The 16,256-nt window shown below is 62.7% G+C and carries 13 protein-coding genes; 11 read left to right on the top strand and 2 right to left on the bottom strand.

Annotation, left to right across the window (positions count from 1 at the left end):
- Window positions 1-86: 86 nt before the first annotated feature.
- Window positions 87-818 (bottom strand): Crp/Fnr family transcriptional regulator, encoded by a 732-nt coding sequence (locus P7L68_RS01450; RefSeq protein ID WP_371999215.1) that lies wholly within the window; start codon window positions 816-818, stop codon window positions 87-89.
- 297 nt (window positions 819-1,115) lie between these two features.
- On the opposite strand from P7L68_RS01450, the gene P7L68_RS01445 reads away from it, so the two are divergent.
- From P7L68_RS01445 to drt3b, 4 genes are all read left to right on the top strand, one after another.
- Window positions 1,116-1,487, top strand: coding sequence for a PRC-barrel domain-containing protein (locus P7L68_RS01445; RefSeq protein ID WP_371999214.1), 372 nt, complete (start codon window positions 1,116-1,118; stop codon window positions 1,485-1,487).
- 178 nt (window positions 1,488-1,665) lie between these two features.
- A complete protein-coding gene (locus P7L68_RS01440; protein ID WP_371999213.1) occupies window positions 1,666-1,851 on the top strand; it encodes a transcriptional regulator in 186 nt (61 codons plus the stop codon).
- 852 nt (window positions 1,852-2,703) lie between these two features.
- Window positions 2,704-4,050 (top strand): antiviral reverse transcriptase Drt3a, encoded by a 1,347-nt coding sequence (gene drt3a, locus P7L68_RS01435; protein WP_371999212.1) that lies wholly within the window; start codon window positions 2,704-2,706, stop codon window positions 4,048-4,050.
- Window positions 4,043-6,112 carry an antiviral reverse transcriptase Drt3b gene (gene drt3b / locus P7L68_RS01430; protein WP_371999211.1) on the top strand — a complete coding sequence of 690 codons (2,070 nt, stop codon included), beginning with the start codon at window positions 4,043-4,045 and terminating at the stop codon, window positions 6,110-6,112. Before drt3a ends, drt3b begins: the two co-directional genes overlap by 8 nt.
- A 581-nt stretch (window positions 6,113-6,693) precedes the next feature.
- Here drt3b and P7L68_RS01425 read toward each other — a convergent pair.
- Window positions 6,694-7,578, bottom strand: a complete 885-nt coding sequence (locus P7L68_RS01425) for a helix-turn-helix domain-containing protein (protein WP_371999210.1) — start codon at window positions 7,576-7,578, stop codon at window positions 6,694-6,696.
- 123 nt (window positions 7,579-7,701) lie between these two features.
- Between P7L68_RS01425 and P7L68_RS01420 the strand changes: the two genes are divergently transcribed.
- From P7L68_RS01420 to P7L68_RS01390, 7 genes are all read left to right on the top strand, one after another.
- Entirely contained in the window at window positions 7,702-8,634 is a 933-nt protein-coding gene (locus P7L68_RS01420) for a 2-hydroxyacid dehydrogenase (protein WP_371999209.1), read from the top strand.
- 209 nt (window positions 8,635-8,843) lie between these two features.
- The gene (locus tag P7L68_RS01415) at window positions 8,844-10,436 is read left to right on the top strand and encodes an ABC transporter substrate-binding protein (RefSeq protein WP_371999208.1); all 1,593 of its coding nucleotides are present in this window, start codon (window positions 8,844-8,846) and stop codon (window positions 10,434-10,436) included.
- Between the two features lie 2 nt (window positions 10,437-10,438).
- Window positions 10,439-11,419 (top strand): ABC transporter permease, encoded by a 981-nt coding sequence (locus P7L68_RS01410; RefSeq protein ID WP_371999207.1) that lies wholly within the window; start codon window positions 10,439-10,441, stop codon window positions 11,417-11,419.
- Window positions 11,420-12,062: 643 nt separating this feature from the next.
- Window positions 12,063-12,914: an ABC transporter permease gene (locus tag P7L68_RS01405; protein WP_371999206.1), complete on the top strand. Its 852-nt coding sequence runs from the start codon at window positions 12,063-12,065 to the stop codon at window positions 12,912-12,914.
- A 2-nt stretch (window positions 12,915-12,916) separates the two neighbouring features.
- Window positions 12,917-14,569: an ABC transporter ATP-binding protein gene (locus P7L68_RS01400; protein WP_371999205.1), complete on the top strand. Its 1,653-nt coding sequence runs from the start codon at window positions 12,917-12,919 to the stop codon at window positions 14,567-14,569.
- Window positions 14,570-14,580: 11 nt separating this feature from the next.
- A complete protein-coding gene (locus P7L68_RS01395) occupies window positions 14,581-15,546 on the top strand; it encodes an alpha/beta hydrolase fold domain-containing protein (RefSeq protein ID WP_371999204.1) in 966 nt (321 codons plus the stop codon).
- 33 nt (window positions 15,547-15,579) lie between these two features.
- Window positions 15,580-16,248 (top strand): FMN-binding negative transcriptional regulator, encoded by a 669-nt coding sequence (locus P7L68_RS01390; protein WP_371999203.1) that lies wholly within the window; start codon window positions 15,580-15,582, stop codon window positions 16,246-16,248.
- The last annotated feature ends 8 nt before the right edge of the window (window positions 16,249-16,256 follow it).

The raw sequence follows: 16,256 nt of genomic DNA, 5'->3' as shown, positions 1-16,256 counted from the left end.
GTCCGCATGATGCGGAACGGGCCGACCCTATCAAGCCCGCCCGCCCATGGCCAGAGGACCCGGGGTCGCAGCCTGACGGCGGCGGCTCAGGCGCCCGCCGACAGCTTCTCCAGCGTGCCGCCCGGGAACCACGAGGTGTCGATGCGGTAATAGCGGTCCTGGAAATCCGCCATGTCGCGCAGGCCCTGCTCGTCGGCGATGCGGATCGAGCGGTCGATGCGCTCGATCAGCCCGGCGCGTTCCATCAGCGACAGGGTGCGGCTGACATAGACATTGGTCAGCCCCAGCGTGTCGCCGATCAGCTCCTGGCTGAGCGGCAGTTCGAAACTGTCGCCGACATCGGGGTTGGTGATGCGCAGCCGGCTGAGGATTTCGAGCAGGAAATGCGCCACCCGCTCATCGGCATTCATCCGGCCGATGGTGCGGATCCGGTCGAGCAGAACCACATGGTCGATCATGCCGAGCGTCATGATCAGCGCGGTCAGCCTGGGGCTGTCGGTGAAGATCGTGTCCAGCCGGCTTTTCGGGAACGGGCAGAGACAAAGGTCGGTCGCCGCCTGCAGGCCGGTGACGGCATGTTCATAGGCGATGTCGGGAATGCCGATCACATCGCCCGGATGATGGATCTGAAGCACCTGCCGGCGGCCATCGGCCATGATGGTGTAGGAAAAACACCAGCCGGTCTTGACGACATAGAACATTTCCGTGGGGGCGCCCATCTCGCGCACCACATCCCGGATCCGCCATGTCTGTTCCTGGCGCTGAAGATCGGTGAGGTGTTCCACATCCTGTCGGGAAAGCTCAAGATAATACCCCATCTTATCGATGAGGCAGTCACCCGATCGCGGTGATTTTCTTGTATAAAGATCTCTCATACGAGGATTCGCCCGTGCCACAGTTCGTAGATACCTTTTTTTGTAAGTAGCATACCGGCATTCTGGTTCCGAAATCTCTGCATCTGATGCAAAATGACATGTTTTAACAGTCCAGGCCAGCCGAAAATAAATGTCAGGGTTTAAACCGGTTTAAAGCCCGGAACAAAAGATGCGGGCAAGTGTTGAGCCGTCCGTACCCGCCAGCCGGTGGGCATGGACAGCAAGAGGAAGGACGCTCCCATGGCGACCCCTGCGACGACCGAAACCTCGAACCTCATCTCGGCCGACCGGGTCGAGGGCACATCAGTGTATGGGGCCGACGGCGAGAAGATCGGCTCGGTCTACGGCGTGATGCTCAACAAGCTGAACGGTCGCGTGGCTTACGCGGTAATCTCGTTCGGCGGCTTTCTCGGCATCGGCGAGAAGTACCACCCGGTTCCCTGGGAGGTGCTGAAATATGATACCTCAAAAGAAGGTTATCTGGTCAATCTGACCCGCGATCAGCTTGAAAACGCCCCGACCTATGATCGCGGCGACGAGCGGCGGCTCTATGACCGGACCTATGAGGAATCGGTCCACCGCCATTACGGCGTGCCGCCCTACTGGATCTGATCTTCGTCTTACCCGAGATCGGCACGGCCAAAGCGCAGCCCCGCCCTCGCCGTGCCGATCGGTGGAGGAAGGCCCGGACACCCTTGGGGAGCCGGGCTTTTTTCGGGTGGGGCCTCCTCGCAGATGCCACGGGCGTGTTAGGCTGTTCAGGCGACGCTCATTCCAGGGAACAGGCCCGATGGCAGGCGATCCGCCGATTGATGATGTCCACGACACCGCGGACGACCGCACCCGGGCAATCCGGGAGATCGTGCGCCTGTGGGACGAAGGCCTTGCGAGCGGCCCCGCCATTGACGGGGAAGCGGCGTTCGAAGAGATCCGGATCATGCTGGAGGGGCGGATGGGGTGCGGTTCCAGGCCATAACATTTCCCGCGGCGAACGATATTGCCGGCCTGAAGATTGCAGAAACACGCTCCTCGGCCCCAGGCTCCATCTCCCCAGAATGCGACGATAACGATGAGATCGTCATGGCGGGGTGCGAGATGATTGAAATCCTTGCATATCCGTCAGGAGGTAGATTTATGGCTCGCCCCCGCGACCTGCCGATCGCCTGAACGTTTGCCCCCTTCTTCCCCCATGTGCAGCGCCGGTAGGCCGAGCCTTCACACAACTTGCGTCTGATAGCGTCGAACGGCCCCAAGGCCTTCACTCAGTCTATCAAGGAAAGACGCCCGGACCATCCGCGGTAGCGGATTATAGACGATTGTAGGAAGTCCCATGGTCGGCCAGGCAGCCACACCACCGACACACGGTCCGCACTACGCCGATGGTCCTGCGATCAGCCGCCGCTCATCTGCATGTCGGACGCCCTGCTGGTTCCTGGGTAGGTGCGGTTCTAGCTGCGCCCACTGTTCGTCCGACAGCCAGAAAACTGAGACAATCACATTCCTCGTGGTTGCGAGCCACGAGAATCACGTGATGCTCACTTATCAGAAGGTTGGTTGGGTTCGGGCCCTATAACGTCGACCGCCGCTGCTGATATGCATTCGAGAAAAATAACAGTAGACTTTTTCTACTCAAGATGTTTCAAAATTACTGTTTGGCGAGATGTTCTCCCGTCTTAGGAAAAAGTGCCGACCGTCATCTCAGGATGTGCTCCTTGTAAGCCGCGCTCAATCTACAAACATCCCTACACAGAAGACCCGCAATGGAGCCTTGCGGGACAACTTTATTCTCGAACACCGTCGCAACCGAGCACAGGATGTTACCTTAGTAATGCTCGATCAGATGTTCACAGCGGAGAACTTCCGCCGCATTTATGACGCCGAGAACCGCAAAGGCCTGGACTTGGTTAGCCGTTACTTTCCCTCGCTCAAACCACTCACTCTTGCTGTTCGCGCAAAGGTGCAGGACATTCGTGATCTTCGCGCCGCCCGGGCGACAATGAATGTGAAAGAGTTTGAAGCGACGTTGCTGGTTCTGCAAAATGAACTCAACGCCCTTAAGGCGGACAAATCGGCCGCCATCGATGCCCTGATGGATGAGTTGAGCCATAAAGTCCTCAAGTCCAGCTTCAAGATCGAGCTGTCTAAAAAAGACGGCCCGAATGGAAAACCGGTGTTTTGTATCGATGCAGAGCCTGAGACATTTTTTGTCATCAAGCAACTGCAACGTAATATCAATAAGATCTATAAAGTTAAACCAGCAAATCGGCACGACCTTGTCTGTCAAGTTCGCGACATGCTGGGCAGCCCCTTCCCCTTCGAGTTGGTCCGAACCGATATTTCTTCTTTCTACGAAAGTATCGACAGAAAGAAGCTTCTCGAAAAGCTCGACGGCGACCAGCTCCTAAGCCCGGCATCGAAGAAGTACATCAAACAGATCCTGGAATCCTATGGCGTGAAATCCGACGCTACAGTCGGCATACCACGCGGGGTGGGTATCAGTGCCTACCTCGCCGAATTTTACCTGCGCCCCATTGATAGCGCGATCCGGGCAATCCCCGGTCTGGTTCTTTATTGCCGGTTCGTCGATGATATCGTGGCTGTCTTTGCACGGCCCCCGGCTGGCGACAGCTTCGGCTCCTACAAGGACCGGATCATCGACATCTTCGGCAAGAACGGGCTTACGCACAATGCAGAGAAGACGCACGAATTTGCTTTTCCGGACCAGAGTTCGCAACATTTTGAGTATCTCGGTTACAAATTCAACATAGACTCTAAAGGATGCGAGATTTCACCTAGCACGACGAAGATAAAAAAATATCGTGCGCGGATGGAAATCGCATTCAATGAATATCAGCGGGAGAGGCCGTTGCGTCCGCGGTGCGCCTACCGCAAATTGATCTCGCGAATCAAATTCCTGACCGGCAACACGCGGCTTAAAAACAGCAAATCTTGCGCGGTTACCGGCATCTACTACAACAACTCGATCGCCACCGACCTGACAAGCCTCCAACAGCTGGACCGGGAACTGAAGGTGCGGATCAAGTCCCTACGTAGCAGCAGCCTGCAACAGAAATTGAAGAATCTCGAATTTACTACGGGATTCGAGCAACGCCGGTACCATAATTTCAGCGTTGAGGAATTGCAGACGATCGTGAGAGCATGGAAATATGTCTAAGCGTCGTGTTTCGCTCACCCATCGAAAACAACGGTCTATCCTCACGGACATGCTACCGTTCGAGGTGCCCCCCACGTTTTCAAACCGGGGCTATTATCGCTTCCTGCGCGACAACAGCGTAGAGATCAAGAAAGATCAATTGTGCTGGGTTTGCGAGACTGACGCGCTCGACCGCACGATGCAACTTCTGTTCGGTATCAAAGATATCAGGTCCATCACTGCCGAAGTGGCGATCGAATGGGGCAAGACCAAGACCAGACGGTCGGTGCCCTATAACAAGTGCCAGATGGCCACGATCCCGTTCAATTTTCGGGTCGCGCATAATTTAGATGGCCGCACCCTGAGCGTCGTCCACCCGCGCAATCAGGTCGCAGTCGCGAACTTCTACGCGACCCACAGCGCACTGATCATCTACCACACGTCGATTAGCGAATTTTCAATCCGCCGCCCGGTGTCGGTGTCACGATATGTCTATTTTAAGGACAAGCTTCATGAAGAGCGGCTGGAGTCAGTCGCAGGGCTGGAAGAGGAAGATCGCGAGTATGAGCAGGTAGGATCCTATTTCGTTTACCGGAAATATCGGAATATCCATCGCTTCTTCGAGTCCTACCAATACCATCGCAGCGAGAAGAAGTATAATGCGATGGTACAGATCGATATCAGCAAGTGTTTCGACAGCATCTACACTCACTCGCTTCCCTGGGCCGTTCTTGGCAAAGATCAAACGAAATTCAAACTGAATGAGTCAAAAAGAACTTTCGCGGGGCGTTTTGACGCCCTTATGCAGAACCTAAATCATAAAGAGACAAACGGCATTGTTATCGGTCCAGAATTTTCGCGAATTTTCGCCGAAATCATTTTACAGTCGGTGGATGACGATTTGCTCAAGCAATTGACGAAAGCTAACCTCCACCACAAGGTGGATTATGAGATTTTTCGCTATGTCGATGACTTTTTCATTTTCTACAATGAGGAATCGACGCAACTCAAGATTTTTGAGGCGCTCCAGCAAATCCTCAAGAGCAAGAAGCTCAGTATCAACACCGGAAAGATTAAATATTACCAGAAGCCGATCATCACCGAGATTACGATCGCCAAAGAGCGTATTTCTGCACTCCTAAACAACGAAATTGACCCGGCGTGCGAGGAAGAGCCGCTGGTCGATCCGGCCGAGCCGCCAAAGAAGAAACTTGTCTGCGCGATCAATGCTAATCGGCTGACCATTCGCTACAAAGCCGCGATCAAGGAAGCCAGCGTCACTTACGGCGACCTTCTGAATTACACCTTCGCGATCATCGAGAACAAAATCGAGAAGCTTTTCAAGACCTACGTTGAGAGCGACAAATCGGACCGGGACCGCAAGCGTTTGTCCAATGCTCTCTTGGCAATCATGGAGTTTGCGTTCTTCGCCTATTCCGCGAGTCCCAAGGTCAATCACACCATCCGCATCTGCCGGATGATCGCGACCTCGGTGGACTTCGTCCACGCGCAAGGGCTGCCCTACGAGCAGAAGCATCTTTTGTTTAAGTACGTTCACGATAACGTGATGCAACAGCTCGAAAAAAACACGATGAGCGAATATCGCGAGGTAGAAAGCCTGTACTTGCTGATATCGCTCTCGCAGATCGGGCGAGAATATTGGCTGCCAGTCTCTGTGCTACTGCGGCACTTTCTGATCAAGGAGGAAGAGGGGACCGGAAATTACATTCGGCCGACCGGCTTCATGAACCATTTCTCGGTAACGATCCTACTTTCCTATATCAAACATAAGGTCAGATACGCGAAGCTGAAAGACTTCGTGGAAGCCCAAATCCTCGCCAAGCTTCAATACATGAAGGCACATTGCCCGAACGACGCCGAGACGCTGATCATGCTACTCGACCTGATCGTGTGCCCATACATCAGCAATGCAACCAAGGGCAAAATCGGGGCAATCTTCGGGCTGGACGCCGCCGGCCTCGCCGCTGTTCAAGCGACCAATGACCATTGGTTCACCGCATGGGGCGATAAATTCGACCTCGGTAAGGAGCTGGACGCCAAGCGCAGCCGTGAGGTATATTAATGTCGGCGCTCCGCTCTACCCTTAATGGCTGTTGGCAGCTCACACACAAGCGCCCACCCTTTCCCCTGTATCAATCGGGGGGTGGGGTAACGGAACGGTCGGAGCGGGCCGTTCCCCCCATTTTAAGCGACTATTATCAAAAATCTGTCGCCGCGTTTGCGGGCATTATGAGATTTGTCATCTTGTCGAGATCATTGATCATGGCAAGGGTAGCGAGCTGTTTGTCGTTCGGTGTGCCGAACCACGTCCCGGCGACAAGGGCCAGTTCACAGCTTGGCAGGGTGATCAAATCGCCGGTGGCAATCAGGCTAAGGGACGCACCAACCGAAAACGGAAGGTGGCGCACGACGTAAGCGCTATTGCAATCGCCATCTCGTCGACAACGCGCTTTGCCGTCTCAAGAACTGCAGGCGTGTCGCGACACGCTATGACGAGATTGCGGTCAATGTCCTGTCAGCGATGATTCTGGCGGCCATCATTACGTTCTGGATATGATTGATTCTGGAGTCTAGAAGAATTTTTGGCCACGGCGGCATACACTCCGGATACAGAGTGTTGACCACACGCCCCACCTATTCCCCTCACCCCACCGCCCGCCCACCCTCCGCCGTGGTGCGGAGGTAATCGCGCGGGCTGGCGCCCAGGATGCGGCGGAACATGGCGGTGAAGGCGCTGGGGCTGTCATAGCCGAGGTCGAGCGCGACATTGGTCACCGTTTCGCCCGAGGCGAGGCGCGGCAGGGCTTCGAGCAGGCGGATCTGCTGGCGCCATTCGGCGAAGGTGAGCCCGGTTTCGCGGCGGAACTGGCGGGTCAGGGTGCGCCGGGCCATGCCGCCCACCGCCGCCCAGTGGTCCAGATCGTGTTCGGCGGCCGGGTCTTTCAGCACCGCGCGGCAGATGCGCGCCAGGCGCCGGTCCTGGGGCATGGGGGCGTGCAGATCGACATCGGGCATGCGGGCCAGTTCGCCGATCAGCAGCTCGGCGATGCGCGCCTCGCGGCCGGCCAGATCATATTCATGCGGCGCGGCAACCATTTCCACGATCAGCGCGTGCAGAAGCTCCGACACCCGGAAGACGCGGCATTCGGCCGGCAGCGCGCCGCAGACGCTCATGTCCAGATAGAGCGTGCGCAGGGTGAGCGGCCCCCAGTTGCGCACCTGGTGCATGGTATGGGCCGGAATCCAGAGCGCGGTGCGGGTCGGCACCACCCAGGTGCCATGATCGGTGATCGCGGTCATCACCCCGGTCAGCGCGTATTCGATCTGCCCGCGCGGGTGATCGTGATGGCTGCCGACATTGCCGGCGGCAAACTCCGCCGCCATGCCGACCACCGGCCGGTCGATCGCCTGCAGGCGTTCCGCCGCAGACCGCGCGGCCAGATGGCCGACGATCCCGGTGACATAGGGTTCGGGCGACGGCAGGTCTGCCGCCGCGTCGAAAGCCGAAGATCCGGCATGTCCGAGCATATGGCCCATCCTCGACGATAAATGGCCCGGGACCCGGCGGAGGTCGGATGTGCCATCAGTATCCTTCGGGACGGCGCCGGATGCAACCGGCCCCCGAAAGGACGACCACATGCGGGAGCATCCATGCCCAAACTGATTCTGATCGGCGGCATCCTGGACCTCGGCTTCATGAAGGCGCCGCTGCTGGCGGCCGATCCCCGGCTCGACATCACCGTCTGGCCCGAGGATGACGGCGCCGAGGCCGACATCGCGGTCTGCTGGCGCCCGCCCGCCGGGCTGCTCGGCACCATGCCGAAGCTGAAACTGGTGCAGTCGATCGCCGCCGGCGTCGACGGCGTGCTGAACGATGCGGGCCTGGACCCCGCCCTGCCGGTGGCGCGGATCGTGGACGACAGCCTGCCGGCCGCGATGACCGAATTCGTGCTCTGGTCGGTGCTCTGGTTCCATCGCGGGCTGGACCAGGTGGTCCTGCGCGACCGCCCGGCGCTCCGCTGGCAGCGCCCGCCGCAGCGTGCCGCCACCGACCGCCGCATCGGCGTGCTGGGGCTGGGGGAGATCGGCGGCCGGGTGGCCCGGGCGCTCTCCGCACAGGGGTTCGATGTCGCCGGCTGGTCGCGCACCCCGCGCAGCCTGCCGGGCATCGCCGGCCATCACGGACCCGACGGGCTGGATGCCCTGCTGGCCCGCAGCGAAATCCTGGTCAACCTGCTGCCGCTGACGCCCCGCACCCGCGGCATTCTGGGGGCTGCAACCTTCGCGAAACTGCCCCGGGGCGCCGCCGTGATCAATGTCGGCCGCGGCGAACATCTGGTGCCCGAGGATCTGATCGCGGCACTGGACAGCGGCCATCTGCGGGGCGCCGTGCTCGACGTCTTCGCCGCCGAACCGCTGGACCCGGCCCATCCGCTCTGGACCCATCCGGGCGCGCTGGTGACGCCCCATATGGCGGCGATCGCCAGCGACGCGGCGGTGATCGGCCAGATCGTCGAGAACGCCTGGCGGATCGCATGCGGCCGTCCGCCGCTCAACCCGGTGGAACGCGACCGCGGCTATTGATCGGGCCGCGGACCGGAAATGGCCCGGACGCGACGAAAGATGGCCCATGCCGCGACGCGGGCCACCCGGGCCGGGCCCTACACTGATCGACGACAGAACGACAGGCCCCCGCCACGGGGGCAAACACGGCCGGGGAGGCCAGGGTGACGCCGGAAAACCGGCGCGCCGACGCATGCGGGACTATCAAGCCAAGGGAGTCAGGGCTCGCCATGAACCGTCGCGACTTCAACAAACTGATGCTGATGGCCGGGATCGTGGGATCGACCGGCATTCCGCTGGGCATCCGCCGCGCCGCCGGTCAGACCCGGGGCGGCACGCTGGACGTGATCATCCAGCCCGAACCGCCGGTTCTGGTGGCGGCGATCAACCAGCAGGCCCCGACGCTGACCGTCGCCGGCAAGATCTATCAAAGCCTGCTGAAGTTCAATTTCGACCAGACCCCGCGCCCGGGCCTGGCGAAGAGCTGGGAGATGTCCGACGACGGCCTGACCTATACCTTCCATCTGGAAGAGACGGTGAAGTGGCATGACGGCACGCCCTTCACCGCCGACGACGTGGTGTTCTCGACCACCAAGATCCTGCCCGAGACCCATGCCCGGGCGCGCGGCAACTTCGCCCGCTGCGACAGCATCACCGCCGCCGATGCCCATACCGTGGTCTTCAAGCTGAAGGAGCCCTTCGGCCCCTTCCTGCAATGCTTCGAAATGTCGTCCTGCCCGATCATGCCGAAGCACCTCTACGAGGGCACCGACTACCGCAACAATCCCCACAATGCGAAGCCGATCGGCACCGGCCCGTGGAAGTTCGCGGAATGGGAACGCGGCTCGCATATCCGGCTGGTCCGCAACGACGACTATTACAAGCCCGGCCAGCCCTATCTGGACGAGATCATCTATCGGATCGTGCCCGACGCCGCCTCGCGCGCGCTGGCGCTGGAGAACGGCACCGTCGATCTCACCCAATGGGGCGATGTCGAAATGTTCGACGTGCCGCGGCTGAAGCAGCTGCCCCATGTGGAGTTCACCACCAGGGGCTATGAATTCTACGCGCCGCTGCTCTGGCTGGAATTCAACAACCGCATCAAGCCGATGGACGACAAGCGCTTCCGCCAGGCGGTGATGCATGCCATCGACAAGGATTTCCTGGTCCGCAAGGTGCTGTTCGGCCTGGCCCGGCCCGCCACCGGGCCGATGTCGAAGGCGACGAAATTCTACGACCCCAAGGTCAAGATCTACGATTTCAACCCGGCCAAGGCGATCGCCCTGCTCGACGAAATGGGGCTGAAGCCCGGCGCCGACGGCAAGCGGGCGAAGATCACCTATCTGGTCCCGCCCTATGGCGAGGTCTGGATGCGCTTCGCCGAATACATCCGCCAGGCGCTGTCGAAAGTGGGCATCGAGGTGGTGCTGGAGGCAATCGACGTCGCCGGCTGGGCGACCCGGGTCGGCAACTGGGATTTCGAGGTCACCGCCCCCTGGCTCTACCAGTTCGGCGACCCGGCGCTCGGCGTGTCGCGGACCTATATCTCGTCGAACATCCGCAAGGGCGTGCTGTTCTCCAACACCTCGGGCTACAGCAACCCCAAGGTCGACACCCTGTTCGCCGAGGCCGCCGTGGCGGTCGACCCGGCGAAGCGCCAGGCGCTCTATTCCGAGGTTCAGCGCCTGCTGGTCGAAGAGGTGCCGGTGGGCTGGCTGGTCGAACTCGATTTCCCCACCATGTACGACAAGCGCTTCCATGATCTGGTGGTCTCGGCCATCGGCGTGAACGACGATTTCGACCAGGCCTGGTACGAGGGCTGAGCATGTACCAGGCCATCGCGGCGGCGGCGGCCCGGCTGGTGAAGATCGCGGTGATGATCCTGGTCATCGCGACCTTCAACTTCCTGCTGGTCCATGCCGCCCCCGGCGACCCGGCGGCCGTGATCGCCGGCCAGTCGGGCGCCTCGGATGAAAAACTGATCGCCCAGATCCGGGCCGAATACGGGCTGGACCAGCCGCTCCATGTTCAGCTGACCGACTATCTGGCCAAGGTGGCGAGCTTCGACCTCGGCTATTCCTACCGCCAGCGCCAGCCGGTTTCGGTGCTGATCGGCGAACGCCTGCCCGCCACCCTGCTGCTGACGGTGACCGCCTTCCTGCTGGCGCTGGCCATCGGCAGCCTGCTCGGCACGCTGGCCGGCATGCGCGCCGGCCGCTGGACCGACACGGTGATCTCGGTGCTGGCGCTGCTGTTCTATGCCATGCCGGTCTTCTGGCTGGGGCTGATGCTGGTGCTGATCTTCTCGGTTCAGCTGGGCTGGCTGCCGGCCTTCGGCTTCGCGACCATCGGCCCCAACCTCACCGGCCTCGATCTGGTGCTGGATGTCGCGACCCATATGATCCTGCCGGTCACCACGCTGGCGGCCATCTATCTCGCGATCTACGCCCGGCTGATGCGGGCCTCGATCATCGAGGTGGAGCATCAGGATTATGTAAAGACCGCCCGGGCCAAGGGAGCCTCGCGCGGCCGGATCATCCGCCACCACATGCTGCGCAACGCCTTGCTGCCGGTGATCACCTTCGCGGGCGTCCAGGCCGGCGCGCTGATCGGCGGCTCGGTGGTGGTGGAGACGGTCTTCGCCTGGCCCGGCCTCGGCCGGCTCACCTTCGATGCGGTGATGCAGCGCGACTATCCGGTGCTGCTCGGGATCTTTCTGGTCATGTCGGTGCTGGTGATCGCGATCAACCTGCTGACCGACCTGATCACCCGGATCATCGATCCACGGCTGGCCCGGGCCGGGTGACCGAAGACGGCCGGCAATGACAGCGCAGGACGGAAGCAGGACTGTCCGGCACTGTCATTTCAAGTACTCACACAACAATACCCACCGTCATCCCGGCGCAAGCCGGGATCCATGCAGGCATCTACGGGAATGAGCGGCTGATGTTCGGGGAGGGACGGGCCTGTCGGGCATCGCGGCGAATACCGCCATCCCGGCCGGACACCGCCTGTCCGACACCCTTTGTGCGGAGGCGAACCTGGATCCCGGCCTTCGCCGGGATGACGGTATCGGTGTCGTACAGAAGCCGGTCGGGACAGAACCGGACATGCGCGGCGCAGAACGGACCCGCCCTTTCGCCGGGATGACGGTATCGGTGTCGTACAGAAGCCGGTCGGGACAGAACCGGACATGCGCGGCGCAGAACGGACCCGCCCTTTCGCCGGGATGACGGTATCGGTGTCGTACAGAAGCCGGTCGGGACAGAACCGGACATGCGCGGCGCAGAACGGACCCGCCCTCGCCGCTGTCCGGCCCCATCATCCCGTCAGGCTCGGTGTCCGACATCCTCTGTACAACCTTTCCACCGTCATCCCGGCGAAGGTCGGCCAACAAGGTGAACAGAGTTTGGCAAGCACCGAATCAAAAACGAGGACTCGATAAACCCATGCGGGCCTTCTTCTCCGCCTTCTTCCGTCACCCGAGCGGGATCACCGGTGCGGTGCTGCTGGCGCTGGTGACGGGGCTCGCCCTCGGCGCGCCGCTGCTGTTTCCGGTCGATCCCTGGGAAATGGTCGGTGCCCCCTTCGAGCCGCCGCTGTCCGAAGGGCTGATCTTCGGCTCCGACACGCTGGGGCGCGACGTCGCCGCCGGCATCGCCTGGGGGGCGCGGGTGTCGCTGATCATCGGCATCGCCTCGGCCGTCTCTGCCGCCGGCATCGGGGTGATCATCGGCGCCGCCGCCGGCTATTTCGGCGGGCTGGTCGACGACGTGCTGATGCGGATCACCGAACTGTTCCAGACCATCCCGGGCTTCGTGCTCGCCATCCTGCTGGTCGCGATCCTCTCTCCCGGCATGGAAACGGTGATCTTCTCGATCGCGGTGGTCAGCTGGCCGCCGCTCGCCCGGCTGACCCGTGCCGAGTTCATGAGCCTCGCCACCCGCGATTTCGTCCATGCCGCCCGCTGCCAGGGCGAAAGCGCGCTGGCGATCATCATCCGCCACATCCTGCCCAATGCCGCCTCGCCGATCGTGGTTGCAACCTCGCTGACGGTGGCGACCGCGATCCTGATCGAAAGCGCGCTGTCGTTTCTGGGGCTCGGCGATCCCAACGACATGTCCTGGGGCTTCATGGTCGGTTCCGCCCGCACCGTGATCCGCCAGGCCTGGTGGACCAGCGTGTTTCCCGGCCTCGCCATCCTGCTGACGGTGGTGGCGGTCAATCTGGTGGGCGAGGCGCTGAACGATGCGCTGAACCCGCGCATCTCCCGCGCCCGCAGCACCCAGGGAGGGCAGTGACGGTGACAGAAACCTCCCTTCTCGACATTCGCGATCTTTCCATCGCCCTGCCCCGGGGCGGTGACCGGGCACGGGCCGTGGACGGGGTCTGGCTGTCGGTCGCCGCCGATGAAATCGTCTGCCTGGTGGGCGAAAGCGGTTCGGGCAAATCGATGACCGCCCATGCGGTTCTGGGCCTGCTGCCGCCCCGGGTGCGGCTGGCCGGCGGCGAGATCCGGTTTCGGGACAACGATATCGGCCGCCTGGACGAGACGGCGCTCCGCCGGATCCGCGGCGCCGATATCGGCATGATCTTTCAGGAACCGTTGAGCGCGCTGAACCCGCTGACCCGGGTCGGCGATCAGGTGGCGGAGGCGATGGTGATCCATGGCCGGCTCGACCGCGACGGCCGCCGCAACCGGGTGGTGGAGCTGTTCGCCGGGGTCGGCCTGCCCGACCCTGAGACCATCGGCCGGCGCTTCCCCTTCCAGCTGTCGGGCGGCCAGCGCCAGCGGGTGATGATCGCCATGGCGCTGGCCAATGATCCGGCGCTGCTGGTGGCGGACGAGCCGACCACGGCGCTCGACGTCACCACCCAGCGCCAGATCCTGGATCTGATCCGCGCCCAGCAGAAGGCGCGGGGCATGGGCGTGCTGTTCATCACCCATGATTTCGGCGTCGTCGCCGACATCGCCGACCGGGTGGTGGTGATGCGCCATGGCAAGGTCGTGGAGGCGGGCCCCGGCCGCACGGTGCTGGCCCGGCCCTCGCACGCCTATACCCGAAGCCTGATCGAGGCGGTGCCGGGCCGGGCCGGGCCGCGGGCCGCGGCCGATACCACAACCAAAGCTCCGGTTATTCTGGAACTCAACAACCTTCGGAAGCAGTACGCCAGCCGCACCGGCTGGCACGGCCGGCGGGTGGTGAAGGCCACCGACGATGTGACGGTCGCACTCCGTGCCGGGGAAAGCCTGGCGGTGGTGGGGGAAAGCGGCTCGGGCAAGTCGACACTCGCCCGCATGGTGATGGCGCTGACCCGCCCGGATGGCGGCGAAATCCTGTTCGAAGGCCGCAATGTCGCCGGGCTCGGCGGGGCGGCGCTCAAAACCTATCGCCGCCGGGTGCAGATGGTGTTCCAGGACCCCTTCGCCTCGCTCAACCCGCGCCACAAGGTGGGCGATGCCATCGCCCGCGGCCCGATCGCCTTCGGCACGCCCAGGGCCGAGGCGATGGCCATCGCCGCCCGGCTGCTGGAACGGGTGGGGCTCGACGCCTCGGCGGCGGCGCGCTACCCGCATGAATTCTCGGGCGGCCAGCGCCAGCGGATCTGCATCGCCCGGGCGCTGGCGCCGGACCCCGCGATCCTGGTCGCCGACGAGGCGGTTTCGGCGCTGGACGTCTCGGTCCAGGCGCAGATCCTGGCCCTGCTCGCCGATCTGAAACGCGAGCTGGGCCTCGCCATGATCTTCATCACCCACGACCTCCGCGTCGCCGCCGAGGTGTCGGACCACACCATCGTGATGCGCCATGGCCGCATCGTCGAACAGGGCCCGACCGCGGCGCTCTTCGCAAACCCCGCCCACGACTATACCCGCGATCTTCTGGCCGCCATTCCCGGCCGCACGATCTTCGCCGCCCGTCACGGGGCGGCATCGGATGCGCCATCCCCCGCTTGACAGGTACGCTCATGACCGCCTCTCCATACGATGTTCTCGACCCCGACATCGCGATCTTCGTGCGCCGGATGATCGCCGATGCCTCGGCCCACCCGCCCCGGGAACAGCTGACCCCGCCCGAGGCACGGCGGGTGGCCGAGATCGTCCGCAAGCCCTGGACCGAAGGCGGGCCGGTGATGGCCAGCCGCGAGGATCACATGATCCCCACCCGCCACGGCCCGGTCCGGATCCGTTTCCACCGGCCCGAAGGGCTGGCGGCACCGGCACCGGCGCTGATCTATATCCATGGCGGCGGTTTCGTGCTGTTCAGCCTGGATACCCATGACCGGCTGATGCGCGAATATGCCGCCCGCGCCCGGATGGTGGTGATCGGCATTGACTATTCCCTGGCGCCGGAAGCCCGCTTCCCGCAGGCGCCGCAGGAGGTGGTGGATGTCGTGCGCGCCATCCATGCCCGCGCGGCCGAATTCGGCCTCGATCCGGACCGGATCGCGCTCGGCGGCGATTCGGCCGGCGGCAACCTGACCGTCTCGGCCTGCCTGACCTTCCGCGATGCCGGCGAGGCGCCGGTTGCGGCCATGGTGCTGAATTACGGCGGGTTCTCGATGGATCTGGTGAGCCCGTCGGTGTTGCGCTGGGGCGGCGGCAACTATCTGCTGACCACCCATATGATGCTCTGGTTCCTGATGAATTACGTGTCGGACCCCGAGCAGCGCTTCGACCCGCGGCTGCGCGTGCTGGATGCCGACCTGACCGGGTTGCCGCCGGCCTGGATGGTGATCACCGAATGCGACCCGCTTTATGACGAAAACCTGGAGATGCGCGATCGTCTGGCGGCAGCCGGGGTGCAGGTGGGGGCGAAGGTCTATCCCGGCACGGTGCACAGCTTCCTTGAAGCGGTCTCGGTGGCGAAAGTGGCCGGCGAGGCGCTGGACGACACCGCGCACTGGCTGGGCCAGACGCTGGGCCTGAACTGACGCCCGGCCCGGGCTTTGAGGGAGACACCGCCGATGTACACCCCCGCCGCCTATCTGGAAGAGCGGCCAGAGGTCATCCACCAGGCGATGCGGGCCTGGAGCTTCGCCACCCTGGTCTCCACCGGCGCCGAGGGGCCGGTCGCCACCCATCTGCCGATGCTGGTGGACGAACGCCCGGATGCGCCGCCGCGGCTCGTGACCCATATGGCGCGGAACAACGAGCAATGGCGCCATTTCATCGACGGGGAAACCCCGGCCCTCGCCATCTTCCAGGGGCCGCACGCCTTCATCTCGCCGTCCTGGTACGAAGACCGGATGACCTTCCCGACCTGGAACTATGCCGCCATCCACGGCATCGGCCGGCCGCTTCTGGTGGAGGAGCCGGAAGAGATCCTGGCGGTGCTTCGCCGCACCGTCGCCCTCTGGGACACGCCGCTCGGCGGCCCCTGGTCGTTCGCGGCCATGCCCGACGCGCTGATCCTGCCCAGGCTGGAACGGATCGTGGCGCTCGACATTCCGCTCGACAGGGTCGAGGCGAAGTTCAAGCTCAACCAGGACAAAACCGCCGCCGACCGCGCCGGGGTGATCGCGGCGCTGGATGCCGCCGGTGACGATCAGGCCCGGGCCATGGCCGCCATGCTCCGCGCCTTCGAAACCGAGGGTGCCGACGCCCCCGGCGGTGCCACATTGTCGGGGCGATGAGCCCCTGA

Source organism: Tistrella mobilis (assembly GCF_041468085.1).
Lineage (GTDB): Bacteria > Pseudomonadota > Alphaproteobacteria > Tistrellales > Tistrellaceae > Tistrella > Tistrella mobilis_A.
This window is presented reverse-complemented; position numbering and strand designations above follow the sequence as displayed.